This is a genomic window from Halomonas zincidurans B6, from assembly GCF_000731955.1.
Classification (GTDB): Bacteria; Pseudomonadota; Gammaproteobacteria; order Pseudomonadales; family Halomonadaceae; genus Modicisalibacter; species Modicisalibacter zincidurans.
The window spans coordinates 3,330,040-3,355,970 of the sequence record NZ_JNCK01000001.1 but is presented as its reverse complement, the minus strand read 5'-3'; the positions used below and the strand labels follow the sequence as shown (position 1 = coordinate 3,355,970).

The window sequence follows — 25,931 nt, the reverse complement described above, 5'->3', positions numbered from 1 at the left end:
CATGCGACGCACGACCGACTTGCCTGCCAGCGACACGGACATGCCTCGCACATCCACCCGCGAGCCACGGAATCCTCCCCCGCGTCGCCGTGACACCGGCTGATGTCGCCGGCAGATAACTCCTTTCATTACGCATGCTCCACACTCGCCAACATCCCAGAGCCGGCATCCGAGCGTCGTGCGCGGCACATGCCCACCGATAACAAACCCCAATGACCGTATCGTCGTCCTCGCGGGGAGGCGGCGATTGATGAGGACCGTTGATATGGACCTGATTGCCCGTTCCCAGTTGGAGGATCCCCTGGTCGCCGCGCGTGAGGCGACCGCCGACATGCTCAGCAACCGAGCACGCAACTTCTCGTTGCCCCAGCCGTTCTACAACGATGCGCGGCTGTTCGCGCTCGACATGCAGGAGATCTTCGAAAAGGAGTGGCTGTTTGCCGGCATGACCTGCGAGATCCCCGCCAAGGGCAACTTCATGACCCTGGACATCGGCGACAACCCGGTGATCGTGGTGCGCGGCGCCGAGGGCAAGGTGCATGCCTTCCATAACGTCTGCCGCCACCGCGGCTCGCGGCTGTGCGTGAAGGACAAGGGCAAGGTGGCCAAGCTGGTGTGCGGCTATCACCAGTGGACCTACGAACTCGATGGCCGGCTGCTGTTCGCCGGCAGCGACATGGGCGGCGACTTCGATCTCGCCAGCTACGGCTTGAAGCCGGTCAACGTCAGGACCGCCGGCGGCTTCATGTTCATCAACCTGGCCGACGAACCGCCGGCGATCGACGATTTCCTGGTCACGCTGGAGCACTATCTCGAGCCCTACCAGATGGAGCACGTCAAGGTCGCCGCGGAATCGAGCATCGTCGAGCAGGCCAACTGGAAGCTGGTGGTCGAGAACAACCGCGAGTGCTATCACTGCAACGGGGCTCATCCGGAACTGCTCAACTCGCTGCAGGAGTTCGACGACACCGACGATCCGCGCGCCACCCCGGCCTACAAGGCCCTGGTCGCACGCAAGCAGACCGACTGGGACTTTGATCACGTGCCCTGGCAGCTCAAGCGCTTCGGCAAGCGCAACCGCTTGACCCGCACGCCGCTGCTCGACGGCACCGTGTCGATGACCCTGGATGGCCAGCCGGGCTGCAAGAAACTGATGGGGCGCCTGACGAATCCGGACATGGGCTCGCTGCGCATCCTGCATCTGCCCAATTCCTGGAACCATTTCATGGGCGATCACGCCGTGGTGTTCCGGGTGCTGCCGCTGGGTCCGCAGCAGACCGTGGTCACCACCAAGTGGCTGGTGCACAAGGATGCCGTGGCAGGCGTCGATTACGACCCCGAACAGCTGCGCCGGGTGTGGGACGCCACCAACGACCAGGACCGGCGCCTGGCCGAGGAGAATCAGCGCGGCATCAATTCGCTGGCCTATCAGCCCGGCCCCTACTCGCAGACCTACGAATTCGGGGTCATCGACTTCATCGACTGGTACAGCGAGCGGATGCTGAGCAACCTCGGCCATGAGGTGCCCTCCCTGCACCTGGCGCAAGGCTGACACCCTCCGCGTTTCATCGTCTGGCCCGCTCAAGCGCGGGCCAGTGTTTTCCTGGCAGCCTGTCGGGCGGCCACGTCTCAAACACGCAACGGCGATCAACAAGCGATGCGCCATACGCGCGACGGTAGTTAAGCCGGCGTCGGTTTCAAACAACCACAGCGGACCGTCTCAGCCAAGAATGCAATGCGGCCGTCCCTGCCGCAACGGCGTGCGGCTTGCGGCTTGCACAACAACTAAAAGAGGACGACTTATGGACCAAGAGGAGCCGGTCCTGGCTACCGGCCAGGACAACAAGCAGGTCATGGGCTGGACTTTCACAACCCCGTCTTCCCGCTTTCTGCTGTCATCATCCTGCTGTTTATCGTCTATGCCCTGGTCTACCCCGATGCCGCCAACGCCCAGTTGGGATTGGCCAAGGACTGGTCGATCTTCTACTGGGCATGGTGGATCTCCTGGTCACCGTTCGTCGGCATGTTCATTGCCCGGGTGTCCCGTGGGCGTACGGTACGCGAATTCCTGATCGCCGTGCTGTTGGTGCCGACGCTGGTCACGCTGGTATGGATGAGTACCTTTGGCGGCACTGCGCTGCATCAGGCGGCCAACGGTGTCGGTGAGCTGGCCAATGGCATCGGCGATGTGTCGCTGGCGATGTTCTATATGCTCGAACAAAGGCGTGATCGCCGGTGTGCTGCTATACGGCGGTGGCAGCACAGCCCTGGGCGCGCTCCAGGCGGGCGCCGTGGCGACGGGGCTGCCCTTTACCGTAGTGCTCCTGGTGATGTGCTTCAGCCTGTACGTGGGGCTCCACAAGGAACAGCGGCAACTTGCCAAGGCGCTCAGGCCCACTTCGCTGTAAAAAAGCCGAATAGCCTCACGCGTAACGGGACCGCCTCAAGGGCGGTTCCTCTTTCGCTGTCATGGCATCGCTGGTCATGGAAGGCTCTGGCGCGCCTTGAATCCGTGTGACATCCGAATCGCCATTCCCCTTCAGCGCGTAGACGACTCGCAGAAAGAACCCACCGAAGAAATCGGTGGGTTTTTACCTGCACCCGGCTGGATCCCGTGCCGGTAATAACGACCGGCCCGCCTTGTAAGCATCGCCGAGGCGCGACCAAGCGTTACCTGACCGAAAGGCGCTCACTCTCCGCGTGGAAAACGCTGGGCCTCCTCGAGTACGTTGAGATCCATGTGGTTGCGCATGTAGCGTTCCGAGGCCACCTGCAGCGGCTGGTAATCCCAAGGATAGAAGTGGCCGTTGCGCAGTGCTTCGTAGACGATCAGCCGACGCGCCTGGCTCTCGCGCACCTCGGCGTCGAAGCGCGCCATGTCCCAGCGCTCGCGGCATTGCTGCTGGAAGTCGGCGAGCCGTTCGGCATGCGCCGGATCCTCGGCCAGATTGTTCAACTCGTGCGGATCTTCTTCAAGGTTGAACAACTGTGGCGGATCGAGCTCGCAATGGTTGAACTTCCACTGCCGATGACGAATGGTGACCAGCGGCGCGTAGCTGCCCTCGGCGGCGTACTCCAGGTAAACCGGCGTATCGCGCTCTTCGCCCTTGATCAGTGGCAGCAGCGATTCCCCGTCGGTCCAATCGGCAATGGCACTCAGGTCGATGCCGACCAGATCGGCCAGCGTCGGATTGACATCAAGCGCGGAAACCGGGGTATCGATGCGCTTCGATTCGAGTCCCGGCGCGCTGATCATCAGCGGTACCCGTGAGGAGCCTTCGAAGGGACTCATCTTGAACCACAAGCCGCGCTCCCCGAGCATGTCGCCATGATCGGAGACGAACATGATAATCGTGTTATCGAGCATTCGGGTGCGTTCGAGCACGTCGAGAATGCCACCCACCTTGTCGTCGATGTAAGAGAGATTGGCAAAATACCCTTGGCGCGCGCGGCGGATATTCTCGGGCTGTATGTCGAACTGGGTATAGTCGTTGGCATCGAAGATACGTTGCGAGTGAGCATCCTGCTCGTCGTAGGGAATCTCGCCTATCTTGGGCTCGAGATGCTCGCAGTCATTGTAGAGATCCCAGTACTTGCGTCGCGCTACATAAGGGTCGTGCGGGTGGGTGAAACTTACGCATAACGCCCAGGGACGTTCGTCCTGGCCACGCGCGAGATCATAGAGCTTCTGTTCGGCGTGGAAGGCCACCTCGTCGTCATACTCCATTTGATTGGAGATCTCGGCCACACCGGCCCCGGTCACCGAGCCCAGGTTGTGATACCACCAGTCAATGCGTACGCCGGGTTTGCGATAGTCCGGCGTCCAGCCAAAGTCGGGCGGATAGACATCAGTAGTCAGACGCGACTCGAAGCCGTGTAGCTGATCCGGGCCGACGTAATGCATCTTGCCTGAAAGACACGTCTGATAGCCTGCGCGGCGCAGGTGGTGCGCCCAGGTCGGAATGCTCGATGGGAACTCGGCGGCGTTGTCATAGACTCCGGTGCGCGAGGGAAGCTGGCCCGACATGAAGGCCGCACGCCCGGGAGCACAGAGATAGCTAGGGGTATAGGCATTGCGAAAGCGTACCGAGCGCTCGGCCAGCGCCTTCAAGTTCGGCATGTGCAGAAAATCTGCCGGGCCATCCTCAAACAGTGTCCCGTTAACCTGATCGGCCATCAGCACCAGAATATTGGGTTTTGTCATTGCCATCTCCGGGTTGTTGTTAACTGAAGAAACCTCAGCTTGCTCTCGGAGGGCAAATCGGCACAAATGATTTATTCAGGGGCAAAGCCCCAGCTCAGCCGGGTCTCAGGCCACCGACAATAGCCGAGGCAGAAAAAACCAGCGTGCTTGCCGTAAGCGTCTGGCGACCAGACAGGAAAACACTATTCGCGCCAAGAAAGCGTATTGAAAGAAGCCTCGATCCCGACACATCTGGAAGTGCGATGGCGGTAGCAACTTATCGGGTAAGTTGATCTCCTTTTCCCACCCTTGCTCAAGCGGGGGTAAATCCGCCTCTAGGAGCCCGTCGGACTTGACACTGACCTACTGCGAATCCCGGTCTTTCGGCCAATTCCATCGATCCATTTCGTTAAATAGCGCGCTATTGGCCTCAATCGATCGATAAATTCGACTCGAAACCCGTGCTTCTCGTGACGATCGGCCAAGCCCGACGGACTCCTAGGCGCATCTCCAATGGCGTGCGCTCCCCAGTATCGCGACCATTAGCCAGCCCGGCATGATGGCCAGCAACCAGGTAGGCCAACAAGTAGCCAACTTTCGGGTATTTCTCTATCGCGATATGCGCACCAGCTGTGGAGTGGTCTACTCGCTCAGGCGAGCCTTCCAGACGCCGCTGGAAAGGAACTGAGTACTTACCGAGATCATGAAGTAGACCTGCGGCTTCCCCCCAAGGTCCTGCACCAAACCGCTCCGCGCGCTGTGCGGCCATTTTGCCGACATCGCTCAGATGACTCGCCAATGTTTGCCAATCAGCCTTGGAGCTATCCATGGTGGAGTGAGCGTAAAACATACGGCTTTTATCCCTGCGCGACGTCGTTGTTATTTATTAGCCATCTCATGAGTCATACAACCAAAGCTACTTAACCTTACCAAGCTTTTACAGCGCTTTTATCGTAAAACTGCATTTGTATGAAATCACTTACAACTAAACGATAGCCACGCAAGAACCCCCGGCCGCATCGCGACCGGGGGGTTCAGCTTCTTATACAGCAAGGTGGGCCGAATATCGGCCCACCGATTCGCCCTACGAGGGCGGCTGTTCCGGGCTGTCGGGCATGTTGGTATGCCCCGGATCCAGCCGGTTCAGGTGCAGGAACTGCATGTGCAGTTCGTACTGGTCGAGGATGTCGCCGATCACCTGTTCGCGAGTGTAGCCCATCAGATCGTAGCCCTGACTCCCCTCGAGCAGGTAGACCTCCAGCCGGTAATAGCGCGAATCGGCGTGCGGGGCGTGCATGGCGAACCCCGGCGTCGCGAAGCCCTGACTCCAGATCTGGTAGGTGAAATTCTGCTCGTCCTCGAAGTCGACATTGAGCGACAGGTAGTCGTCGCCGTTCTGTTCGCCTTCGCGGATCTCGGCTGACGCCCCCTGCTCCTGCAGCGAATCGCGCACGGCTTCCATGGCCGGCTTGCAGGTCTCGTCCATGAAGCGCCGCGCCTGCTTCTTGTCGGGGAAGCTCATGGCGCGCTTCAAGCGCTGCTGCCAGTTGCGCGAATCGCGCTCGCCACCGCTACCGGTACGCCCCGAGAGCTGACCGGCCAGGCTCAGGCGCCGGCTGTCTTCCTTGAAGGCTTCGAGTTTCAGCGCCTTGAGCAGCCCGGCCATCATGAAGAACAGCACGATCGAGAACGGCAGGCCGGTGATCACCACCGCGCTCTGCAGCGTGCTCAAGCCGCCGGCGAGCAGCAGCGACAACGTCAGGATGCCGATCACCGCCGACCACAGGATGCGCATCCAGATCGGCGCATCGCTGTTGACGTTCTTGAGCTTCGAGGTGAAGTTCGAAAGCACCAGCGCCCCGGAATCCCCCGAGGTAATGAAGAACACGATCGCCAGGATGCTCACCGCAATGGTCGTGAAGATCGGCCAGGGATATTGTTCGAGGAACAGGTAGATGCCGGACGGCGGGTTAGCCATCACCTGCTGGCCGAATTCGGTAGCGCCGTTGATCGCCATGTCGATGGCGCTGTTACCCAGCAACGACATCCACAGGAACATGAAGATGATCGGCAGCGTCATGGTGCCGAGCACGAAGGTGCGAATGGTGCGGCCACGCGAGATGCGCGCCAGGAACAGCCCGACGAACGGCCCCCAGGCGATCCACCAGGCCCAGAAGAACAGCGTCCAGCCGTTCAGCCACTGGGTCGGCCGGTCGAAGGCATAAGTGTTGAACGACAGGCTGATGAAGTTGGACAGGTAGTCGCCGACGTTCATCACCAGCGCGTTGAGCAGGAAGATCGTCTTGCCGGCGAACAGCACGAACAGCAGCAGTAGTACCGCGAGCAGGATGTTGAACTCGGAAAGCCGGCGAATGCCGCGCTCCACCCCGGTCACCGCGGAGATCGTCGCGAACAGCACGATGGCCAGCACCAGCACGACCTGGGTCCAGGTGCTTTCGGGAATGCCGAACATGTAGTCCAGCCCGAAGTTGAGCTGAATCACGCCGATGCCCAGGCTGGCGGCGATGCCGAATACCGTGCCCAGCACCGCGGCGGTGTCGACCACATGGCCGATCATGCCGTAGATCTTGTCGCCGAAGATCGGGTAGAGCGCGCTGCTAATGGTCAGTGGCAGGTTGTGGCGATAGCTGAAGAAGGCCAGCGCCATGCCCACCAGGGTGTAGATGCCCCAACCGGAAAGCCCCCAGTGCAGGAAGGTCAGCTCCATGGCGTGACGCGCCGCGGCGACCTGGTCCTCAGGCGCGTTGGGCGCGTTGTAGAATTGGGTCAGCGGCTCGGCCAGGGCGAAGAAGATCACCCCGATGCCGATCCCCGCGGAGAACAGCATCGCCGACCACGAGAAGATGTTGAAGTCGGGTCGCGAGTGCTCGGGCCCCAGGCGGATGTTGCCGTAGCGCGACAACCCCAGGTAGATCACGAAGACCAGGTAGATCACCACGGTCAGGAAGTAGTACCAACCGAAGGTATTGGCGATCCAGCCGAGGATGGCGTTGATGACTGTGTTGGCCTGATCGGTGGCAATCATCGCCCACAGCGAGAAGGCGACGATGCCGACCACCGAGCTGTAGAACACCGGCCCATTGAGGCGGTCGCGCGGCGGCGCCTCGTTATTGGATTGTGTCGTCATAGGAGTTCCTGATTTGGTTCAGGCAAGGTTTGCGTTCACGATAGCGGCACACACGAAGCTCGGCACGCACACCACCGACATGCGCCCGCTGCCCTATCGATGTCGGGGTATGTAAGCCACTTCCGCAGCTATTAGCTTAGAAGCAATACGGAAAAAAACTGCTTATCGTTTGAGCGTCGCACGGAAACAATTATTTATGACTGAGTCAAGGCCCGAGCCGCAATTCGCCGGCAGGGCGCGTCTCCGAGGACGTTTCCTCTATACTTCACCGCACATTGCCGTGCATGCCCCTAGACGACAAGGAGTCTCCGATGCCCGCCCCACGTACCGCTTCGCTGTGTAGCGCCCTGCTTTTTAGTTATCTGCTGAGCGCCACCGCGACGGCGCAGCCGACCGCCACCGAGTGGGAGACCTACGACGACGCTCTGGCCCGCGGCGAGCGCCAGGCGACGCTGTGGCGTTACGGCTGGGGCGGCATCTACGCCGCCAGCCTGGCCAATAATATCTACCAGGCCAGCGAAGCCGACGACGATGAAGACCGCTTCGACGGCCGGGTCGGCGCGGTGAAATCGGCGCTGGCGCTGGGCGGAGTGATCGCCAACCCGCAGCCGCATCCGGCGGCGCATCGGCGCTTCGAGACGCTGGCCGAGCGGGGCGATGGCCAGGCGCTCGTTGAGGCCCGCGAACTGATGCGTGCCACCGCCGCCGAGGAGCGTACCCGGCACGCCTGGCGGGCGCGGCTCGACTCGCTGGTGGTCAACACCCTCGGCGGGCTGGCGATCGGCGTCGGCGACGATCGTCCGCGCGATGGTCTGGTCAACTTCGCCACCGGCATGCTGGTCGGCGAGATGCAGATCTGGACCCAGCCGACCCAGGCCGGCGCCGCGCTCAACCGCTTCCAGCCCGCCACGCTGTCACTGGGCGACAATCGCCTCGATTATCAATACGCCTGGGTGCTCACACCCAACCGGGTCGGGGTGAACATCCGCTACTGAGCCCGCCCAGCCGCACTGCATACCAGCGGTCCTTGCGGCTGGTCAGCGCGCGTTTTTGTTATGTTATAACCTTTTCGGCTTCTTCCACCGGTTCAATCAAGAACGTACCCGTATGGCACACCGACACCGTCACCGGCCCGATGGGCCTGTCATTTTTCGCTGATGTCGCTGTACCCTGTAGCCAACTTCTCCATATATTGAACACACTATCCGAGACAACAGGGGACAGACCCCTGGTTTCCCGGCGTTTGGCTCTCTTTGAATGGCTGACGTATGCTGCGTTAAGATAATGTGTTGTTTGTTATGAACTCTCACGGGCCAGTTGCTTCGGATCGATCATTACACTGTCCCGTATGGCCGGAGCGAACAGGCGACGGCGTTTAATCGCGATCCCGATTGCCAGTATCAGGTACAGGCTTGAAAAGCCCAGGCGCGCCCAGATTTGCTCGTCCGGGGACAGGGTGACGCTGGCAGCGAAGTCGGCCAGGAACAGCGTCAGGATCAGACCGGCTTCACGCGTATTGAGCCGCAGGTTGATAAGCAGAAGCACCGCAAAGATGGATTGTGCGGCGGTCAGGAATATTTCCTGCTGCTGCATGGTGTCGATAGGGAGACCGCTCAGTGTTCCGCCCGACAGCGAGTATGTAACCGGGATAGCTCCTACCAGCAGTGTCCACTGATTGATTTTAGATGAAAGCAGGGTTCCCAGCCCTTCGTCGGCACTTTGACGCCATGCAAAAATGGCTGCCGGGATAAGCTCCGCGCTCTCGGTAGCTAACGGTGCTATCCACTGCACCATCAGGAACTCCTGTATGCCGAGCTGGTTGCCAGCCATGACCAGCGAGCTGGAAAACGGCTCTGCCGACAACAGGATTACTGCGGCCGCAACTGCCATAAGCCCTATCGTCGCAGTCCGCCGCAAGGCCGGCCGCCATGTACTGATGAGTGCCGGCGGTCCGATAAATTCCGGCTCTTCCTTGGGCGCGCGCCATAGGCGCCATACGTAGAAACCGAATGCTCCGAACAGCACAATGGTGTCCACTAAGGTCAGCGATGAACGAACCAGCATTTGCAGCATATACAGCGATATAAAACCCAGCAGCACGACATCGACGGCAGCCAGCCGGCTCAGCTGCATGCTATAGCAGGAGCTGCCGGTCGAGTCAGAGCTCTTGCGCGATGACTTGTCAGATTTTGAATTCTTCTTGAAGGCACGGCGGGCGCCAATCGCCCCGACAATGACGATGAGCGACCAACCGATACCGATCAACAGTCGGTTGGCCCCGGTCATGTTCGCCAGCGCCAGCGACGCCTTAGAGGGGTCGGCGGCGGCCTGCCAGGCAAACAGCAGGTCAACCGCGTATTCAGGAAGAATCGCAATAAAAGCCAGAATTGCGACCGCCAGCCCCTGCGGGAGGTCCAGCTGAGCCAGTTCGGCTCCCCAGGTAAGCAGCAGTGCAGCCCCTATGAAGGCGGCACCGAAGACCAGGACGCGTAAAAGAGGAGCCGGCTCAAAGCCGAGCAACAGCAGCGCCAGCGCCGGCAGCAACAGCGCTACAGCGATGGCTATCGGCAGAACTTGTCCTGTTTGTATACCGGATGATGACGCATTTGCTTTCGACATAGTGACATTATCCGCCTTATCCATAAGACCGACCTGAAAACGCAGATAGCGGATGGCATTCTCTTGGAAAGTCAGTACGTTCCACCAAGAACCTGACTTCAGAAGACCATCCGCTATTTCAGAAGACCATCCGCTATAGGTGAAAGCGTATTCCCTTGGATTCCGTTTCGCAACGCCGCTGTCGGTGTCGAGCTGTGCGGCCAGCGCACCATCAGCGACAGCGACGCGTTGCTGCGTGAAGCCCTCGACGACAGCGGCGTCAGTCTTGTTTACGGCCGGACTCGGCATCGTGGCGGGCCTTGGCATGCATGTCCTGGCCGTTGCACTGGCGGTGATCGTCGTGCTGATACTGTACGTAATCGGCCTGATTGAAGACAGGTTAAGCCGTAAGTACTGAGAGGCCGGCGCCGCGCTCAACCGCTTCCAGCCCGCCACGCTGTCGCTGGGCGACAATCGCCTCGACTATCAATACGCCTGGGTGCTCACGCCCAACCGGGTCGGGGTGAACATCCGCTACTGAGCCCGCCCAGCCGCTGTGCGATTGCGGCTGGCCAGCGCGCGTTTTGTTATGTTATAACCTTTCCAGATTTTTCCACTGATTCAACCCAAGAACGTATTCGCATGGCACACCGACACCGTCACCAGCCCGATGGGCCCTGTCATTTCTCGCTGATGTCGCTCTCGGCGCGCCGCCGGCTCACGATGGCGCTCGCCCCGCTGGCGCTGTTGTGGCTGGCGGTGGCCTGGGCCAACGGAGCGCTCGGCTGATGGCGCGTTTGCGACTCGACGACCTGCAACTCGCCCAGGGCGGGCGCAGCGTGATCGAACACCTCGACGGCGCCTTCCCCGACGCCGCCATCACCGCGTTGATCGGCGCCAACGGCGCCGGCAAGAGCACCCTGATCCAGGCGATCATGGGCGTGCTGCCACCGGTGGCCGGGCGCATCGACTGTCAGGTACCGCGTGAACGGCGCGCCTGGCTGCCCCAGCAGCTGGCGCTGGACCTGAGCTTTCCGATGAGCGTCGAGGAGCTGGTGATGACCGGTTGCTGGCCGGTGCGCGGCGCCTTCAAGGGCTACAACCCGGCGCACTACCGCCAGGCCCGCACGGTCATGCAGCGTCTGGGCATCTCGCGACTCGCCCACCGTCCGCTCGGCGAGCTCTCCGGCGGCCAGCGTCAGCGCGCGTTGCTGGGCCGCACGCTGATGCAGGAGGCCGAACTGCTGCTGCTCGACGAGCCGTTCGCCAACGTCGACAGCGAGACCGTCGGGGTGATCGCCGAGGTGCTGCGCGAGATGGCCGCCCAGGGCACCACCATCATCGTCGTGCTTCACGATCTTGACCAACTCGCCGCGCTGGCCGGCTGCGTGCTGCAACTGGCCGGCGGCCACGGTCATTGGCGCGAGCCCCGCGAACTGCTCGCCGACTACGGCATCGACGCGGGCGTCGATGCCGACAGTGCCCGCGCGTCGCGTCTGCCATTGAACGTATCGGGATTGAAAACGCCGGGGGCCGCCCGATGATCGACACGCTCAATAGCTTGCTGCTCGCCCCGCTCAACGATTACGGCTTCATGCGCCGCGCGCTGATCGCCGGGCTGGCGCTGTCGCTGGCCGCGCCGCCGCTGGGGGTGTTTTTGATGCTGCGCGGCATGAGCCTGATCGGCGACGCCATGGCCCACGCCATCCTGCCCGGCGTGGCGCTGGGCTTTCTGCTCGGCGGCTTCTCGCTGCCGGCGATGAGCCTCGGCGGCATCCTCTCGGGGCTGGTGGTCGCCGGGCTGGCGGGCGGCGTCTCGCAGCTCACCGGTCACCGCGAGGACGCGGCGATGGCCAGCTTCTATCTGATCTCGCTGGCCGCCGGGGTGATGCTCGTCTCGCTGGGCGGCAGCAGCGTCGACCTGACCCACGTGCTGTTCGGCTCGATCCTGGCCGTCGACACTACCGCGCTGTGGCTGATCGCCGCGGTGTGCAGCGTCACCGTGGTGGTTCTCGCGCTGAGCTTCCGCGCGCTGGTCGTCGAGTGCCTCGACCCGCTGTTCCTGCGCGGCCAGGGCGTGCGCAGCGGGCTGATCCAGGGCGTGTTCCTGGGCCTGGTGGTGCTCAATCTGACCGCCGGCTTCCAGACCCTGGGCACGCTGATGGCGGTGGGCCTGATGATGCTGCCGGCGACCGCCGCGCGCTTCTGGTCGAAGCGCCTCGAGGGGCTGATCGGCCTGGCCGTGCTGATCGCGCTGTTCGCCAGTACCGGCGGGCTGCTGCTGTCGTATCACTTCAGCCTGCCCTCGGGGCCGAGCATCATCCTGCTGGCCGGCGCCGTGTACCTCCTTTCCGCGCTGGGCGGCCGCTATCACAGCCTGTTGGCGCGCTGGCGACGCACCGCGACGCCGCTGGAAAGCGCCGACGGCGAGAGCGCTGATCGAGAGAGTGCTGGTCGAGAGAGTGCTGGTCGAGAGAGCGCCTCGACGCGCTGATCGATACCGTTTTGCCCTGCAATCACGAGGAACAACCGTCATGCATCACCGACTCCTTTCCGGCCTGATTTGCGGCGCCCTCGCGCTGGGCGCCGCCGGCAGTGCCCAGGCCCGCGAGTCGCTGAACGTGGTCACCAGTTTCAGCGTGCTCGCCGACATGGTCGAGCAGGTCGGCGGCGAGCACGTCACGGTCACCTCGCTGGTCGGCCCCGACAGCGACAGTCACGTCTACAGCCCCAGCCCGGCCGACGCCCGCAAACTCGCCGAGGCCGACCTGGTGGTCTTCAACGGCCTGCAGTTCGAGGGCTGGATGAACCGCTTGCTCGACGCCGGCAACTACCAGGGCGTCACGGTGACCGCCACCGACGGCATCGAGCCGCTGGCCTTCAGCGGCGCCGACCGTGATCACGGCCAGGGCGAGCTCGACCCCCACGCCTGGCTGGACGTGGCGCGCGCCGAGCAGTATGTCGTCAATATCCGCGATGGCCTGACCGAGGTCGACCCGCAGCACGCCGAGGATTACCGCACCGCCGCCCAGCGCTACCTGGAAGCGCTCGACGCCCTGGACTCAGAGATTCGCGAGCTGATGAGCGCCATCCCCGCCGAGCAGCGTACCGTGGTCAGCGGCCATGACACCTTCGCGTACTTCGGCGCGGCCTACGACGTGCGCTTCCTGTCGCCGGTGGGGCTCAACACCGCCGCCGAACCGGCCGCCGCCGAGCTGGCGCGTCTGGTCGACTTCATCGAGGACAATCAGGTACCGGCGCTGTTCTACGAGAACATTACCAGCCCCGCACTGATCCGCCAGCTCGCCGAGGAAGCCGACCTGCCGGTCGCCGGAACGCTCTACTCCGGGGCGCTGGCCAGCGACGGCGAGGCCGGCAGCTACGTCGGCATGATGCGCCACAACGCGCAGACCATACACGACGGCCTGAGCGGCGACGCCGCATCGCAATAGACGATCGCCGCACGCGTCGCGCGGGGCGCCCGGGTCTTCACTCGGGCCGTTCCCCTTTCCGGGCATGTATCGCCAAGATCCCGGCTCCGATGATCAGCGCCATGCCGGCGAGCGTCGCCGGGCCGGGCCACTCGCCCACCAGCACCCCGCTGCACAGCGCCGCGAACGGCAGATAGCTGTAATCGCAGGTGGCGATCAGGGTCGGCCGGCCCTGCTGGAATGCCTGCGCCGTCAGCGAACTGGCGGTGACGATTAGCACGCCCAGCAGCGCCATCAAGCTCCACAGCCCGGCCCCTACCGGCTGCCAGCCGCTGAGAATGAAAGGCTGGGCGGTTACGCTTTGCGCATCGATCCCGGCCACTACCGCCAGCCCCAGGACCCCGGCCACGACGAAGCCCAGATTCAGCCCCAGCGACATCACCAGCGGCGGTTCGTCCACGCAGCGATAGCGCGTCACCAGTGCCGCCAGGGCATAGCACAGCGCGCTCCCCAGCGGCAGCAGGCTCCACGGCGACAAGCCCTCCGGCCCCGGCCGCAGCATCAGCAGCACGCCGATAAAGCCGACGATCACCGCGAGCAGCCGTCGAGCGTCGAGATGCTCCTCGGGCAGCCACGCCGCCATCAGCGCCAGCAACAGCGGGAAGGTATAAGCGGTGGCGGCCACTACCGGCAGGCTCAGCTGTGCCAGGGCGGCATAGAAAAACCCCCACATCGTCACCATCAGCAGGCTACGCAATGCCACCCAGCCGGCGCGGCGGGGGCGCAGCGAAACGCCGCGCATGCGCATCAGTGCGGTCAATAGCGGCAGTGCGAACAGCGCCCGCAGCAGATACAGCTGCCAGATGCCGAGTTCGTCGTTGATTCGCTTGACCAAGGCGTCATGCAACGCGATCGTCAGCGAAGCGATCACGATGGCGGCGACGGCGCGGGCCTCAACGGCTCTAACGGTGGCCGGGTAGCTCATCGGACCTCCCCTGGTTGCGATAGCTGGCGTAAAGTGTGACTGGATAGAGGTCTTGCCTCACACGACTTTCGAGTCGCTTCGCTTTACTGGAGATCAAGCCAGCCATGAGCCGACTGCGCCAGGCGCTACCGCCCCTTTCCAGCCTGCTGCCTTTCGAGGCGGCTGCCCGCCACCAGAGTTTCTTGCGCGCCGCCCAGGAGCTGAACCTCACCCAGGCGGCCATCAGCCGTCGCATCCGCGCGATGGAAGAGGCGCTCGGGACGACGCTGTTCGAACGCCGCCATCGGCAGGTCGTGTTGACCGAGGCGGGGCGCGCGTTCGCCGAGGCCGTGCGCGGCGGCCTCGACGAGATCGCCGGTGGCGCCGAGCGTCTGCGCCATCGCCAGCCCGCGCACGAAGTGGTGCTGTTCGCCGAGCTCTATGTCGCGATGTATTGGCTGATTCCCCGCCTGGGCGACTTCAATCGCCGTTATTCCGAGATTTCGGTGCGCATCAACGCCTCGAGCCAGCCACTGGTCCAGGCCCTGGAGTCCTTCGACCTGGCGATGCAGTGCACCGATCGCCCCAGCGGACTGCTGGCCCCGACGCTGTCGGTGCGCGATGAGGTCTTTCCGGTTTGCAGCCCAGCATTGGCCGAGCCGCACGCCTGGACGCTCGAGTCGCTTCTGGCGCGCCCGCTGTTGCACTATCGGGAAGCCAGCGGCGACCAATGGATGGACTGGCGGACCTGGTTCGAACGGGTCGGCTGTCCACGACCGCCCCCGCCGTCACACAGCGGCACGGTGTTCAATAGCTACCCGGTCATGCTGCAGGCGGCAATGAGCGGCCAGGGCATCTGTCTCGGCTACGGCGGGATCGGCCAGCTCGTCCGCCGTGGCGAGCTGGTGCGCCCGGTGATCGAGAGTGTCGACATGCCAACGGGCATGTCGGTGTATCGCGCGCGTCATGCCAGCGACCGCCCGGCCGTGGACAAGGTGCTAAAATGGCTGACGGACATCCTCACCACGCCGGAGAGCCTGCAGCGGGAATACTGAAACCCGGTCGCAATAGACGATCGCCACACGCGCTAATCCATAGCCTTTGCTACTGTGCGGGGACACGCGCCGACAAGACAATGCCATGCTGCAACTGACCGACGTCACCAAGAGCTACCCGACCCCGCAAGGCCCGCTTTACGTGCTCGATGGCGTCGACCTGCGCCTCACTCGCGGCGAAAGCCTCGCGCTAATGGGCGAGTCGGGCAGCGGCAAGTCGACCCTTTTGCATCTCGCCGCCGGGCTCGACGTGCCCGATCGCGGCGAAATCCTGTTGGGCGGCGAGCGCCTCTCGGCGCTCGACGAGACCCGGCGCAGCGCGCTGCGCCGCCAGCGCCTGGGGCTGGTCTTTCAGCAGTTCCATCTGGTGCCCAGCCTGTCGGTGGCCGACAACCTGACCCTGCAGGCGCGCCTCGCCAAGCGCGAGGACCCGGCCTGGACGCAGCACCTGCTGGCCCGGCTGGGGCTCGCCGATCTCGAAGGGCGCTACCCCGAACAACTCTCCGGCGGCCAGCAGCAGCGCCTGGCGATCGGTCGCGCGCTAGCCGCACGCCCCGATCTGCTGCTCGCCGACGAGCCCACCGGCAACCTCGACGAAGCCGCCGCCGACGACGTACTGGCGCTGCTGCAGGCACTGATCGCCGAAAGCGGCTGCGCGCTGCTGATGGTCACCCACAGCGCGCGGGTCGCCGCCCCGCTCGACCGCTGCGTGCATTTGCAGCGCGGTCGGCTGGCCGACGACGACGCATGAGCGCGCCCGCCGCTCATGCCCGCGGCGTGTTCGCCACCAGCGTGTTCGTCACCACTTTAGCCACGCTGCTGTCGCATTACCGCCGTCACCCCGGCCAGCTCGCCATGCTGCTGCTCGGGCTGTGGGTCGCCAGTGCGCTGTGGAGCGGCGTGCAGGCGATCAACGCCTCCGCCCGCGACAGCTACGCCCGTGCCGAGGCGCTGTTCGAGAACCAGCTCGACCGCATCGAGCGCCGCGACGGCGAGGCGCTGACCCTTGACGACTACCTGTCGCTACGTCGTGCCGGCGCGCCGGTCTCGCCGCTGGTCGAGGGCCGGCTGAGCCTGACGGGCGACGCCCCGGATGACAAAACGACGGTGACGCTGCTGGGTATCGATCCGCTGACGCTGCCCGGCGACTCGGGCCTGGCGCGCCAGCAGAGCAGCGCCGCGGCACTGCGCGACTGGTTGCTGCCGCCGCACCGTTTGCGCGCCGCGCCGGATGTCGCCGCCGCCGCCCGCGCCGACCCGCGGCTGCCGCCGGTGGAAAACGACCCCAGCCTGCCGCCCGCCACCCTGGTCACCGACATCGGCGTCGCCCAGTCGCTGCTGGGGCTCGACCGGCGACTGACCCGGCTGGTCGTCGCCCCGTCGGCGACGTTCGCGCTACCCGAGCATCTGGTGCGTATCTCCGCGCGCCAACTGGCCTCCCCCGGCCAGCTCGCCGATAGCTTCCATCTCAACCTCACCGCGATGGGCCTGCTGGCGCTGGTGGTGGGGCTGTTTATCGTCCATGCCGCGCTGGGCCTGGCGCTCGAGCAGCGCCTGGGGCTGATGCGCACGCTGCGCGCGCTGGGCGTGCCGGCACGCACCCTGGTCGGCGCGCTGATCGTTGAGTTACTGGCGATCGGCCTGATCGGCGCGCTCGCCGGCATCCTCAGCGGCGTGGCGCTGGCCCGCTGGCTGCTGCCGGACGTCGCCGCCAGCCTCGACGCGCTCTACGACAGCCGGGTGAGCGGCCAACTTGCGCTGCCCTGGTACTACTGGCTGGGCAGCTTGGCGATCACCCTCGGCGGGCTGGCCACCGCCGGTTCCGGCGTGCTGTGGCGAGTCGCCCGGCTCGAGGTGCTGACGCTGGGCCAGGCCCAGGCCTGGCGCGCGCGGCTGGGCCGGCAATGGCGACGCCAGGCGCTGGCCGGCAGCGGGCTGCTGATCGGCGCGCTGGGTCTCGGCCTATGGCTGAGTGCCTCGGGCGGTGCGCCGCTCGCTCAAGGCGGCCGGACGACGCTGATCGCCGGCTTCGCGATGGTCACCGCGGCGCTGCTCGGCGTGGCGCTGTGGCTGCCGGCGCTGCTCGCCATGGCGCTGCAGCTCGCCAGCCGCGCGCTGCGCCGCCGGCCGCTGTGGCAGTGGGCGGTGGCCGACCTGCAGCTCCAGTTGCCGCGCCTGCAACTGGCGATGATGGCGCTGCTGCTGGCGCTGGCCGCCAACCTGGGGGTGAGCAGCATGGTCGGCGGCTTTCGGCTGACTTTCCTCGATTGGCTCGACCAACGCCTGCTCGCCGATATTTACGTCCACCCCGAGGAGGGCGACTACGCCAGGCTCCGCGACTGGCTGGCCGCACAGCCCGAAGTCGCCACGCTGCTGCCGGCGCGCCAGGCCCAGGCCACGCTAGTGCTCGGCACAGCAGCCACTACGCCTGAACGCGCCGTGCCGGTGGCGCTGTTCGGCATCCACCCGGCGCCGGCGCTGACCCGCCAGTGGCCGCTGCTATCCAGTGTCGCCGGCCGCGAGGCGGCCTGGCAGGCGTTGCGCGAGGGCGCGGTATTCATCAACGAACAGCTCGCCCGGCGTCGCGGCTTACACGCCGGCGAAACGCTGACCCTGCGCGGCTCCGACCGGCGCGAACGCCGCCTGACCATCGCCGCGATCTACCCCGACTACGGCAATCCGCATGGCGAGATCGTCATGCCCACCGCGCGGCTGGCTCGCGAGTTCGACGCGCCGCCGGGCAGCCTGGGCGTGGTGCTCGCCGCGGGCAGCGCGAGCGGCGCGGCCCGCGATGCCGCGCTTGAGCGGCTGCGCAGCGGGCTCACCGAGGAGCTGGCGATTTCCGGCGAGGTACTCACCGACCAGCGCCGGCTCAAGGCCACCTCGAAGGCAGTCTTCGAGCGCACCTTCGCCATCACCCGCGCGCTCAACGCGCTGACCCTGGCAGTCGCGGCGCTGGCCCTGCTGACCACGCTGCTGGCCCAGGCCGGCGTGCGGCGCGCCCAGCTCGCGCCGCTCTGGGCGCTCGGCGTGCCGCGCTCGCGGCTGGTCGCGGTGCAGCTCGGCCAGCTGGTCGGCGCGGCACTGGCCACCGCACTGGTGGCGCTGCCGCTGGGCATCGCCCTGGCCTGGGCGCTGGTCGCGGTGATCAACGTCGCGGCGTTCGGCTGGCGCCTGCCGCTGCATCTTTTTCCCGACGAAATGGCCATCACCCTGGCGTTGGCGGTGCTGGTCGCCGCCAGCGCGGCGCTTTTGCCGGCGCGGCGGCTATGGCGCAGCCCGCCCCGCCAACTGCTCGAGGAGTTCGCGGCGACATGACCCGGCGACAATGGATACTCTTCGGGGCGCTGCTGGCGGTCGTGCTGGTCGCCAGCGTCGCCGCCTGGCGACCGTGGACGACACAGGATTCTCCCGCTTCGAGCGGCTACGCCGGGCTCGGTGACCCAGCGGCGGCGGGCTTCGCCGAGGCGCGCCCGGGGATCACGCTCGACTTTCCCGCCGATCACGGCACCCACCCCGACTATCGCATCGAGTGGTGGTATCTGACCGCCAATCTCGAGAGCGACGACGGCCGGCCATTCGGCGTGCAATGGACGCTGTTTCGCCAGGCGCTGGCGCCGCCCGGCGCCGTCGACTTCCCCAACGCCGACTCGCCCTGGGCGAGTCGCCAGCTGTGGATGGCCCACGCCGCGCTCTCCACGTCCCGCCAGCACTTCGAAGCCGAGCGCTTCGCGCGTGGCATGTCGCTGGACGACACCCGCGGCCAGGCCGGCGTCGAGACCGCCCCGTTCGCCGCCTGGCTGGACGACTGGACGCTCGCCGCGCCGGCGGATGCCGCGAGCGACGACGCCTCGACGGGCGCCGCGCTCGATCAGCTACGGGTGCGCGCCGCCGGCGAGAACTTCGCCTACGATCTGGCGCTCGATGCCCAGGGCCCGCTGGTGGCACACGGCGCTGCCGGCTTCAGCCAGAAATCCGCCGACGGTCAGGGCTCGATCTATTACAGCCAACCGTTCTACCGGGTCAGCGGCACGCTTGAGGTGAAGGGCGAGCCGATCACGGTGAGCGGCCGCGCCTGGCTGGATCGCGAATGGAGCAGCCAGCTGCTGGGCCCCGGCCAGCAGGGCTGGGACTGGTTCTCGCTGCATCTCGACGGCGGCGCCAAGCTGATGGCATTCCGGCTGCGCGGCGCCGGTGAGGGCGGCGGCGATTATCTGTCCGGCAGCTGGATCAGCGCCGATGGTCGCGTCACACCGCTCGGCGCAGACACGCTGCGCCTGACGCCGCAGGCGACCCGCGAGGTCGCCGGGCGCCGGCTGCCCACCGTCTGGCGCCTCGAGGTGCCCGGTCGTGGCGTCGACGTCACGGTGCGCGCAGTGAATCCCGACCAATGGATGGACACCTCGTTCGCCTACTGGGAGGGCATGGTCTCGGTCTCAGGCAGCCACGCCGGCGTGGGCTATCTGGAGATGACCGGCTATTGAACCGATAAGCCCTGGTCGACAACGACCGCACGCCACCTTCCAGCGAGCGCGATTCCCATAACGCGTTCATTGACACGTTCACGGCGGCGTAGTCGATCGTCGCCAGCGCGCCTTTGAACGCCCCTATGCGGTGACCGGTGTCGACAGGGGCGCCGACTCGCGGCCATGCAGCGCGCACCAGGCATCGAAGGTGCTCAGAAAGACCCGGCCATTGAGCGTCTCGACCAGCTCGGTACGACTCAACCTGTCCATCACCGGCCCTTTGACCTCGGCGAGATGCAGCCCGATTTGCCGGTCCCGAAGACGCCGATTGAGCGCCTCGAGACTCTCCAGTGCGGTGGCATCGATGACATTGATCGCCTGACAGGCCAGCACCAGATCGCGTGGCGGCGGGTCACGATTGATTACTGCCGTGACCCAGTCCTCCAGATAACGGACGTTGGCAAAATACAGGCTTTCATCAACGCGCAGGATGGCGATACCGACATCGGTCTCCACGGCATGACGGCGGACATTGCGGAAATGTTCGGTGCCGGGGATGCGGCCGACTTCCGCACTGTGCGGTCGGCTGGTGCCGTAGAGATGCAGCGCCAGCGACATGGCGACGCCGACCAGGATACCTACGTCAACGCCCAGCATCAGTGTCGCCAGTGCCGTCGCCACCATGGCGATGCCCTCGCCGCGAGCATAGCGCCAGACACGAGCGAAAGCCGGCAGATCGATCAGCGAGAGGGTCGCGATAACGATGGTTGCCGCCAGCGTCGCCATCGGCAGTTCCCTCAGCCAGGGCGACAGAAACAGCATGGCCAGCGCGATGCCCACAGCGGTGAACGCGCTGGAGGCCGGCGTGCGAGCGCCGGCATCGAAGTTGACGACGGAGCGGGAAAATCCGCCGGTGATCGGCATCCCTCCGGTGACCGAGGCCGCCAGGTTGGCCCCGCCGAGCCCGATCAGTTCCTGATCCGGATCGACGCGCTCGCCGCGGCGCACCGCCAGCGCCTGTGCCACCGAGACCGACTCCACGTAGCCGACAATGCTGATCAGCACCGCCGAGCCGATCAACGATCGCCACAACTCCGGCTCCCAGTCGGGCAGGGTCAGCGGTGGCAGCCCGGCGGGGATCTCGCCGATGACGGCAACCTCGCGGCCCAACCACCCCGCCGCACCGGCAACCCACGCCGCCAATACGATGGTGGCGATGGGCGCCAGCTTGACCAGTACCCCCGCCGCCCTGGCCGGCACACGGCAGCGTTGCAGCGCGGGCTTGCCCCACCGCCGTATCAGCCACAACAGCAGGAGCGACCCCAGCCCGATGATTACCGTCGGCAGGCTAACCCCGTCCAGCGCCGAGGGTAGCTGGGACAACAACGCCGGCAGCGTCGAGCCGGAGAGGTCGACACCGAGCAGTTGCTTTAGCTGACTCGCGGCGATCAGAATGCCAGACGCCGTGACGAACCCGGTCATAACCGGGTGACTCAGGAAGTTGACCAGAAAACCCAGCCGGAAGAGCCCCATGATCAGCAGAATGGCACCGGAGAGTAGCGCCAGCACCAAAGCCGCGGCGACATAGTCCTGCGATCCCGATTCGGCAACCTGCGACAACGCCGACGCCGTCATCAACGACACCACCGCCATCGGGCCGACGGAGAGCGTCGTGCTACTCCCCAGCAGGGTATAGACGACCAGCGGCACGAGACTCGCGTACAGCCCCACCACCGGCGGGAGTCCCGCCAGCATGGCATAGGCCAGCGCCTGCGGGATCAGCATCAGCGCCACGATGATGGCCGCCAGCAGATCCTCGCTCAGCAACTCGCCGTTGTAATGCCGCCCCCAGTCCAGGATCGGGAACCAGCGTGCCAACCCGGCTTTATGCGGCTGATTCATGATTTGCCGGCCTCGCTATCCGAGCCATGTCGCAGCCGGGGATTCATGCCGACGGCCTCGATCAAGAGCGCGCCTGCGGCTTGGCCAGCCATTCGTGCCCCTTGAGCATCAGGTTCCAGTAGCTGAAGAGGAGCTGCTGCGCCTTGATGTTCCAGCCGAGCCTGGTTGGCCGTGTAGTCTGGTCGAGCCAGAAGGCTGTCTCCCGTTCATTGAATCGACGTCATGAGGCGACCCTCCTCATTACTCCCAAGCGGCACCTTCCAGGGCGTCGAACGGCAATTTCAGATAGCGCTTGCCGTTGTCCTCCGGCTCGGGGAGGCGCCCGCCGAGAATGTTGACCTGCAGCGCGTGCAGGATCAGCTTCGGCATCGGCAATTCGCTGTCGCGACGCTTGCGCAGCTCGACGTACGCGGCCTCGCTGCTCTCGCCCAGGCGATGCTTATTGGTCTCGCGCTGCTCGCGCACCGTGCTTTCCCACTGCGGTTCGCGGCCGTCGGGCATGTAGTCGTGACCGGTGAACAGGCGCGTCTCGTCGGGCAGAGCGAGGATCGCCTGAATCGAATGCCACAGCTGATGGGCGCTGCCACCAGGAAAGTCGGCACGGGCGGTACCGAAGTCGGGCTGAAACAGGGTGTCGTGAACGAAGGCGGCGTCGCCGACCACGTAGGTAATCGAGGCCAGCGTGTGACCCGGCGAGTGCATCACGCGGCACTCGATCTCGCCCAGCTTGAAGGTGTCCCCTTCGTCGAACAGACGGTCCCACTGGCTGCCGTCATCCTTCAGATCCGGCCAGTTGTAGATTTCCTTCCATAGCGCCTGCACCTGGGTCACCGGCCGGCCGATGGCGGTGGGCGCGCCAGTCTTGTCATGCAGGTAGCGCGCAGCGGAGAAGTGATCCGCGTGCGGGTGGGTATCCAGAATCCACTCGACATCGAGCCCCTCGCGCTCGATGTAGGCCAGCAGCTCATCGGCCTGGAACGTCGCCGTCGTCCCGGACTTCTCATCGTAATCCAGTACCGGATCGATGATCGCGCAACGCCGCGTGGCGGGGTCGCTGACGACGTACTGAACGCTGAAGGTGCGGGGATCGAAAAAGCCAGCGACATTGGGCTGGCCTTTCGAGAGTGCGAAGGTCTGCATGGTGCCTCCTCGGGGAAAGAATTTTCCTCAGGATAGCGCTATTTTAGTTATATTGTTATATTTTTTAGAAATAAAAATTCCTGCTTGCATACTATGCTGCTATCGACGCACCCAAGGTGCACAGATTGCCGCCAGTCTGATAACTCGCATTCAGCTGACTCACTTGGCTATCATCCCCGGCACGCTTCGCCGGCTGTGCCACGCCCCTACCCGGGCTATGCTGGTCTGTGAACCGTCCGTCTCATTGTCAGGAGCACTGCATGGCGCTATTCACCGAGCAACACCCGGGCGTCGAGCCCCACGCCCCCCAGGAAACCGCGGGCTTTACGCTCAACCACAGCATGTTGCGGGTCAAGGACCCGGACGGCTGCTGGATCGAGATCGTCGAACCGGCGTTGATGGCCAACACCGGCGTGCGGGGGGGGGGGGGGGGGGGGCCGCGTCGGTGTCGCGAAGCGCTTTCAGTCAAGCGCTCAGGATTTCAGGTCGAACGCCTTCTGAACCACCGGCCAGGCGGGCTCGCCGTCCCGCGTGGTCACGCCGTCGAGGTAGGCCTTGAGCTTGTCGGCGTTGTTCTGCATCCACTCCACGGCAACCTTGTCGGCATCGCGCTCCTTGTAGCTGAAGTCGAGGATCAGCTGACTCTGGTCGTCGGCGCTGAAGACCATCTGATCGAGCAGTTTCCTGGCGTTGGGGTGGCTGTCGGCGAAATCGCTGTTGAGCAGGGTACGCACGTCGCTGCTGCCGCCGCCGGGGCCGAACAGGTTCTCAGGATCGTCAAGATAGACGATGTCGTATTCGATGTTCATCCAGTGCGGTGTCCAGCCGTAGAACAGTATCCACTCTTTATTGCTGGTCGCATTGTCCACCGCACTGAGCATCGCCGGCGTGGAGGCTTCGCGCAGGTTCCAGTCGCCCATGCCGTAGGTATCGTCCGCGACCGCGCCGTTGAGGATATCACTGGTCGCCGAGCCGGGCTCGATGGAGAACATCTCGCGGCCGAACTTCTCGGCGAACTCCGGCTTGTCGATGTCACGCGCCGAACTCACGCCGGCCTCGGCGACGTAGCGGGGCACCGCGAAGCCCATCCGCGCGCCGTCGACGTTGTTGCCCAGATCGGCCAGGCTGCCCTTGGCGTTGACGGTGTCGTACATGCCCTGCTGGGCCGGCAGCCAGGCGCCGAAGAAGGCATCGACTTCACCGAGGTTGAGCGCTTCGTAGGAGATCTGGGCGCCGAGCTGCTTGGTGCTCGGTTGATAGCCCAGCGCCTCGAACAGCTGCGAGGCGATCTCGGTCTTCATGGTCACCCCGGGCCAGGGCGGCGCGGAAAAGGTAATGGCGGGGTCTTCCTGCGCGAACACGCTGCCGGACAGGCTCAGCGATGCGCTGGCCAGGGCACCAACGATCAGTCTATTGGCACGATGGGATAGGGACATGAGCAGTCTCCTTAATCAGGGTTTATTGTATATCGGTACAACAATAACATTGTTTTATCCTTTGCGCCGTTGACTCTCCGTTGTCGATTTTCAACCGCCGCCGGACCCACTGTCACGACGCCTCGATGTCACGGAAGTAGCCGCCCTATGAAAGTAGCCGCCCAGCGATCGCCGTCGTACGCGTCAAATGTTATGCGATGAAGTGAACTGTCTGCGAAGTTGACTATTCGGCCATTGGCATGATGATGCCAAAAGGCACATGCTCTGCTAAACCCCCAGTGCCAGGATGAGTGTCGTACCCTGCTACCGAGCACGCTCGCCGGAGGCGATGCAGGATGGGCACGGCGACCCAGGAGGAGCGCTTATGAACGTAGGCCTGAAGCGAATCTATGACTCGGCTTGCGACGAGGACGGCTACCGCGTGCTCGTCGACGGGATGTGGCCGCGGGGCGTCGCCAAGTGCGATGCCGCACTGGACGAATGGTGCCGGGAGCTGGCGCCCTCGAAGTCGTTGCGTCAATGGTACGGCCACGACCCGGAGCGCTGGACCGAGTTTTATCGAGCCTATCGCTCCGAGTTGCGCGAAAGCGATGCTGACACGCTGGCGCGACTGCGCGAGCATGCCCGCCGCGACGGGCTGACGCTGCTGTTCGCCGCCCGCGATGTCGAGCACAACAATGCCCGGGTACTCAAGGAGCATCTGGAGGACAGCGAATGAAAGATGCCGAGCGCCTGGCACTGGCCGCCCGCGTACGCGACGCCTGCGTCGCCGCCGCCCTGGCGGGCCATGAGGAAGCGGCAATCGCCGGCCTGTGCAGCGAAGGTGCGCTGGAGGCGGCCATCAGCGCCATCCAGATGCTCGACCTGGAAAACCTGATCGATTCCGCGCCACCCGGCGACCTTTGAACCGAACCAGGCGCAAAATCATCATGGCATCGCGCGCTTCGCGATGAATGTTCTACGCTGCATAGGCACAGGCACACCGACGCGACAAGGAGAGCAACCGTGGCCGACCAACCGTTTCTAACCGACATCAAGACGATTCGCGAACGCGCCCGCCAGCATATCGAGCGCGGCGCGGTCACTGAGGGTTATCGCGCTGATCGCGAGAATGTCATCAACCTGCTCAACGAGGCGCTGGCCACCGAGATCGTCTGCTACCTGCGCTACAAGCGCCACTACTACATGGCCGACGGGCTCAGTGCGCATATCGCCGCCGAGGAGTTCCTCGAACACGCCCAACAAGAGCAGCAGCATGCCGACTGGCTTGCCGCGCGCATCGTCCAGTTGGGTGGCGCGCCCAACTTTTCGCCGGAGGGCATCCAGACCCGCGCGCACGCCGAGTATGTCGAGGGCGACTCGCTCAAGGAGATGATCAAGGAGGACCTGATCGCCGAGCGCATCGCCATCGACAGTTACCGCGAGATCGTCAATTACCTGGGCGAGAACGATCCCACCTCGCGGCGCATCATGGAAGACATCCTCGCCCAGGAAGAGGAGCACGCCGACGACATGGCCGGGCTGCTCGAAGGCCTGGACAGGCTTAATCAGAGCAACGCCTGAGCGCGTTGCCACCTTGAATGGCGTGCCGGCCGGCATCGTCCTGCG

General features: G+C 64.6%; 21 protein-coding genes and 2 pseudogenes. 15 read left to right on the top strand and 8 right to left on the bottom strand.

Annotated features, from left to right (window positions below):
* Window positions 1–265: 265 nt before the first annotated feature.
* Together HALZIN_RS0115745 and HALZIN_RS17705 are read left to right on the top strand one after the other, a co-directional pair.
* Window positions 266–1,552 (top strand): aromatic ring-hydroxylating oxygenase subunit alpha, encoded by a 1,287-nt coding sequence (locus HALZIN_RS0115745; RefSeq protein ID WP_031385141.1) that lies wholly within the window; start codon window positions 266–268, stop codon window positions 1,550–1,552.
* A gap of 420 nt (window positions 1,553–1,972) precedes the next feature.
* Window positions 1,973–2,408 (top strand): annotated as a pseudogene (locus tag HALZIN_RS17705) (BCCT family transporter); the annotation flags it as partial.
* 281 nt (window positions 2,409–2,689) lie between these two features.
* On the opposite strand, the gene betC reads toward HALZIN_RS17705, so the two are convergent.
* The 3 genes from betC to betT form a co-directional block, all read right to left on the bottom strand.
* Entirely contained in the window at window positions 2,690–4,204 is a 1,515-nt protein-coding gene (gene betC, locus HALZIN_RS0115730; protein WP_031385138.1) for a choline-sulfatase, read from the bottom strand.
* A 409-nt stretch (window positions 4,205–4,613) separates the two neighbouring features.
* Window positions 4,614–5,033 (bottom strand): CRISPR-associated endonuclease Cas3'', encoded by a 420-nt coding sequence (locus HALZIN_RS17700; protein ID WP_231664325.1) that lies wholly within the window; start codon window positions 5,031–5,033, stop codon window positions 4,614–4,616.
* Window positions 5,034–5,267: 234 nt separating this feature from the next.
* Complete coding sequence (betT, locus tag HALZIN_RS0115720) at window positions 5,268–7,331, bottom strand: choline BCCT transporter BetT (protein ID WP_031385137.1); 2,064 nt, start codon at window positions 7,329–7,331, stop codon at window positions 5,268–5,270.
* Window positions 7,332–7,642: 311 nt separating this feature from the next.
* Here betT and HALZIN_RS0115715 point away from each other — a divergent pair, with 311 nt between their 5' ends.
* Window positions 7,643–8,326, top strand: coding sequence for a hypothetical protein (locus HALZIN_RS0115715; RefSeq protein WP_031385136.1), 684 nt, complete (start codon window positions 7,643–7,645; stop codon window positions 8,324–8,326).
* A gap of 301 nt (window positions 8,327–8,627) precedes the next feature.
* Here the strand turns inward: HALZIN_RS0115715 and HALZIN_RS0115710 are convergent, their stop codons facing one another.
* Window positions 8,628–9,950, bottom strand: coding sequence for a hypothetical protein (locus tag HALZIN_RS0115710; protein WP_236255024.1), 1,323 nt, complete (start codon window positions 9,948–9,950; stop codon window positions 8,628–8,630).
* Between the two features lie 235 nt (window positions 9,951–10,185).
* Between HALZIN_RS0115710 and HALZIN_RS18720 the strand changes: the two genes are divergently transcribed.
* The 5 genes from HALZIN_RS18720 (at window position 10,186) to HALZIN_RS0115685 (ending at window position 13,381) form a co-directional block, all read left to right on the top strand.
* The gene (locus HALZIN_RS18720) at window positions 10,186–10,347 is read left to right on the top strand and encodes an MgtC/SapB family protein (protein ID WP_422723640.1); all 162 of its coding nucleotides are present in this window, start codon (window positions 10,186–10,188) and stop codon (window positions 10,345–10,347) included.
* Between the two features lie 224 nt (window positions 10,348–10,571).
* Entirely contained in the window at window positions 10,572–10,718 is a 147-nt protein-coding gene (locus HALZIN_RS18230; protein ID WP_201448206.1) for a hypothetical protein, read from the top strand.
* Entirely contained in the window at window positions 10,718–11,473 is a 756-nt protein-coding gene (locus HALZIN_RS0115695) for a metal ABC transporter ATP-binding protein (RefSeq protein WP_031385134.1), read from the top strand. The genes HALZIN_RS18230 and HALZIN_RS0115695 overlap by 1 nt, the downstream gene beginning before the upstream one ends.
* A complete protein-coding gene (locus HALZIN_RS0115690) occupies window positions 11,470–12,423 on the top strand; it encodes a metal ABC transporter permease (protein WP_051907566.1) in 954 nt (317 codons plus the stop codon). Before HALZIN_RS0115695 ends, HALZIN_RS0115690 begins: the two co-directional genes overlap by 4 nt.
* Before the next feature lie 40 nt (window positions 12,424–12,463).
* Window positions 12,464–13,381 (top strand): metal ABC transporter solute-binding protein, Zn/Mn family, encoded by a 918-nt coding sequence (locus HALZIN_RS0115685; protein ID WP_031385132.1) that lies wholly within the window; start codon window positions 12,464–12,466, stop codon window positions 13,379–13,381.
* 37 nt (window positions 13,382–13,418) lie between these two features.
* Here HALZIN_RS0115685 and HALZIN_RS0115680 read toward each other — a convergent pair whose 3' ends face one another.
* Complete coding sequence (locus tag HALZIN_RS0115680) at window positions 13,419–14,345, bottom strand: DMT family transporter (protein ID WP_051907565.1); 927 nt, start codon at window positions 14,343–14,345, stop codon at window positions 13,419–13,421.
* A 104-nt stretch (window positions 14,346–14,449) separates the two neighbouring features.
* Here HALZIN_RS0115680 and HALZIN_RS0115675 point away from each other — a divergent pair, with 104 nt between their 5' ends.
* From HALZIN_RS0115675 to HALZIN_RS0115660, 4 genes and pseudogenes are all read left to right on the top strand, one after another.
* The gene (locus tag HALZIN_RS0115675) at window positions 14,450–15,379 is read left to right on the top strand and encodes a LysR substrate-binding domain-containing protein (protein ID WP_031385130.1); all 930 of its coding nucleotides are present in this window, start codon (window positions 14,450–14,452) and stop codon (window positions 15,377–15,379) included.
* An 85-nt stretch (window positions 15,380–15,464) separates the two neighbouring features.
* Window positions 15,465–15,974, top strand: a pseudogene (locus tag HALZIN_RS0115670) (ABC transporter ATP-binding protein); the annotation flags it as partial.
* A 152-nt stretch (window positions 15,975–16,126) separates the two neighbouring features.
* Window positions 16,127–18,697, top strand: coding sequence for an ABC transporter permease (locus HALZIN_RS0115665; protein ID WP_051907564.1), 2,571 nt, complete (start codon window positions 16,127–16,129; stop codon window positions 18,695–18,697).
* Window positions 18,694–19,863, top strand: a complete 1,170-nt coding sequence (locus HALZIN_RS0115660) for a lipocalin-like domain-containing protein (protein ID WP_035575404.1) — start codon at window positions 18,694–18,696, stop codon at window positions 19,861–19,863. The genes HALZIN_RS0115665 and HALZIN_RS0115660 overlap by 4 nt, the downstream gene beginning before the upstream one ends.
* 123 nt (window positions 19,864–19,986) lie before the next feature.
* Here HALZIN_RS0115660 and HALZIN_RS0115655 read toward each other — a convergent pair whose 3' ends face one another.
* The 3 genes from HALZIN_RS0115655 to HALZIN_RS0115645 form a co-directional block, all read right to left on the bottom strand.
* Window positions 19,987–21,747: a SulP family inorganic anion transporter gene (locus HALZIN_RS0115655; RefSeq protein ID WP_031385126.1), complete on the bottom strand. Its 1,761-nt coding sequence runs from the start codon at window positions 21,745–21,747 to the stop codon at window positions 19,987–19,989.
* A gap of 240 nt (window positions 21,748–21,987) precedes the next feature.
* Window positions 21,988–22,887: an MBL fold metallo-hydrolase gene (locus tag HALZIN_RS0115650; protein WP_031385125.1), complete on the bottom strand. Its 900-nt coding sequence runs from the start codon at window positions 22,885–22,887 to the stop codon at window positions 21,988–21,990.
* A 473-nt stretch (window positions 22,888–23,360) separates the two neighbouring features.
* Window positions 23,361–24,323 carry an ABC transporter substrate-binding protein gene (locus HALZIN_RS0115645; protein WP_031385124.1) on the bottom strand — a complete coding sequence of 321 codons (963 nt, stop codon included), beginning with the start codon at window positions 24,321–24,323 and terminating at the stop codon, window positions 23,361–23,363.
* Between the two features lie 364 nt (window positions 24,324–24,687).
* On the opposite strand from HALZIN_RS0115645, the gene HALZIN_RS0115640 reads away from it, so the two are divergent.
* From HALZIN_RS0115640 to HALZIN_RS0115630, 3 genes are all read left to right on the top strand, one after another.
* Window positions 24,688–25,041 (top strand): DUF488 domain-containing protein, encoded by a 354-nt coding sequence (locus HALZIN_RS0115640; protein WP_031385123.1) that lies wholly within the window; start codon window positions 24,688–24,690, stop codon window positions 25,039–25,041.
* Window positions 25,038–25,229 carry a hypothetical protein gene (locus HALZIN_RS0115635; protein ID WP_031385122.1) on the top strand — a complete coding sequence of 64 codons (192 nt, stop codon included), beginning with the start codon at window positions 25,038–25,040 and terminating at the stop codon, window positions 25,227–25,229. The genes HALZIN_RS0115640 and HALZIN_RS0115635 overlap by 4 nt, the downstream gene beginning before the upstream one ends.
* Window positions 25,230–25,328: 99 nt before the next feature.
* Window positions 25,329–25,886 (top strand): ferritin-like domain-containing protein, encoded by a 558-nt coding sequence (locus HALZIN_RS0115630; RefSeq protein ID WP_031385121.1) that lies wholly within the window; start codon window positions 25,329–25,331, stop codon window positions 25,884–25,886.
* Window positions 25,887–25,931 lie beyond the last annotated feature (45 nt).

Bases quoted from the DNA above. Each gene is read 5' to 3' on its own strand.
- HALZIN_RS0115745 (WP_031385141.1), top strand. From the start codon at position 266: ATGGACCTGATTGCCCGTTCCCAGTTGGAGGATCCCCTGGTCGCCGCG.
- betC (WP_031385138.1), bottom strand. From the start codon at position 4,204: ATGACAAAACCCAATATTCTGGTGCTGATGGCCGATCAGGTTAACGGG.
- HALZIN_RS17700 (WP_231664325.1), bottom strand. From the start codon at position 5,033: ATGTTTTACGCTCACTCCACCATGGATAGCTCCAAGGCTGATTGGCAA.
- betT (WP_031385137.1), bottom strand. From the start codon at position 7,331: ATGACGACACAATCCAATAACGAGGCGCCGCCGCGCGACCGCCTCAAT.
- HALZIN_RS0115715 (WP_031385136.1), top strand. From the start codon at position 7,643: ATGCCCGCCCCACGTACCGCTTCGCTGTGTAGCGCCCTGCTTTTTAGT.
- HALZIN_RS0115710 (WP_236255024.1), bottom strand. From the start codon at position 9,950: ATGTCGAAAGCAAATGCGTCATCATCCGGTATACAAACAGGACAAGTT.
- HALZIN_RS18230 (WP_201448206.1), top strand. From the start codon at position 10,572: ATGGCACACCGACACCGTCACCAGCCCGATGGGCCCTGTCATTTCTCG.
- HALZIN_RS0115695 (WP_031385134.1), top strand. From the start codon at position 10,718: ATGGCGCGTTTGCGACTCGACGACCTGCAACTCGCCCAGGGCGGGCGC.
- HALZIN_RS0115690 (WP_051907566.1), top strand. From the start codon at position 11,470: ATGATCGACACGCTCAATAGCTTGCTGCTCGCCCCGCTCAACGATTAC.
- HALZIN_RS0115685 (WP_031385132.1), top strand. From the start codon at position 12,464: ATGCATCACCGACTCCTTTCCGGCCTGATTTGCGGCGCCCTCGCGCTG.
- HALZIN_RS0115680 (WP_051907565.1), bottom strand. From the start codon at position 14,345: ATGAGCTACCCGGCCACCGTTAGAGCCGTTGAGGCCCGCGCCGTCGCC.
- HALZIN_RS0115675 (WP_031385130.1), top strand. From the start codon at position 14,450: ATGAGCCGACTGCGCCAGGCGCTACCGCCCCTTTCCAGCCTGCTGCCT.
- HALZIN_RS0115665 (WP_051907564.1), top strand. From the start codon at position 16,127: ATGAGCGCGCCCGCCGCTCATGCCCGCGGCGTGTTCGCCACCAGCGTG.
- HALZIN_RS0115660 (WP_035575404.1), top strand. From the start codon at position 18,694: ATGACCCGGCGACAATGGATACTCTTCGGGGCGCTGCTGGCGGTCGTG.
- HALZIN_RS0115655 (WP_031385126.1), bottom strand. From the start codon at position 21,747: ATGAATCAGCCGCATAAAGCCGGGTTGGCACGCTGGTTCCCGATCCTG.
- HALZIN_RS0115650 (WP_031385125.1), bottom strand. From the start codon at position 22,887: ATGCAGACCTTCGCACTCTCGAAAGGCCAGCCCAATGTCGCTGGCTTT.
- HALZIN_RS0115645 (WP_031385124.1), bottom strand. From the start codon at position 24,323: ATGTCCCTATCCCATCGTGCCAATAGACTGATCGTTGGTGCCCTGGCC.
- HALZIN_RS0115640 (WP_031385123.1), top strand. From the start codon at position 24,688: ATGAACGTAGGCCTGAAGCGAATCTATGACTCGGCTTGCGACGAGGAC.
- HALZIN_RS0115635 (WP_031385122.1), top strand. From the start codon at position 25,038: ATGAAAGATGCCGAGCGCCTGGCACTGGCCGCCCGCGTACGCGACGCC.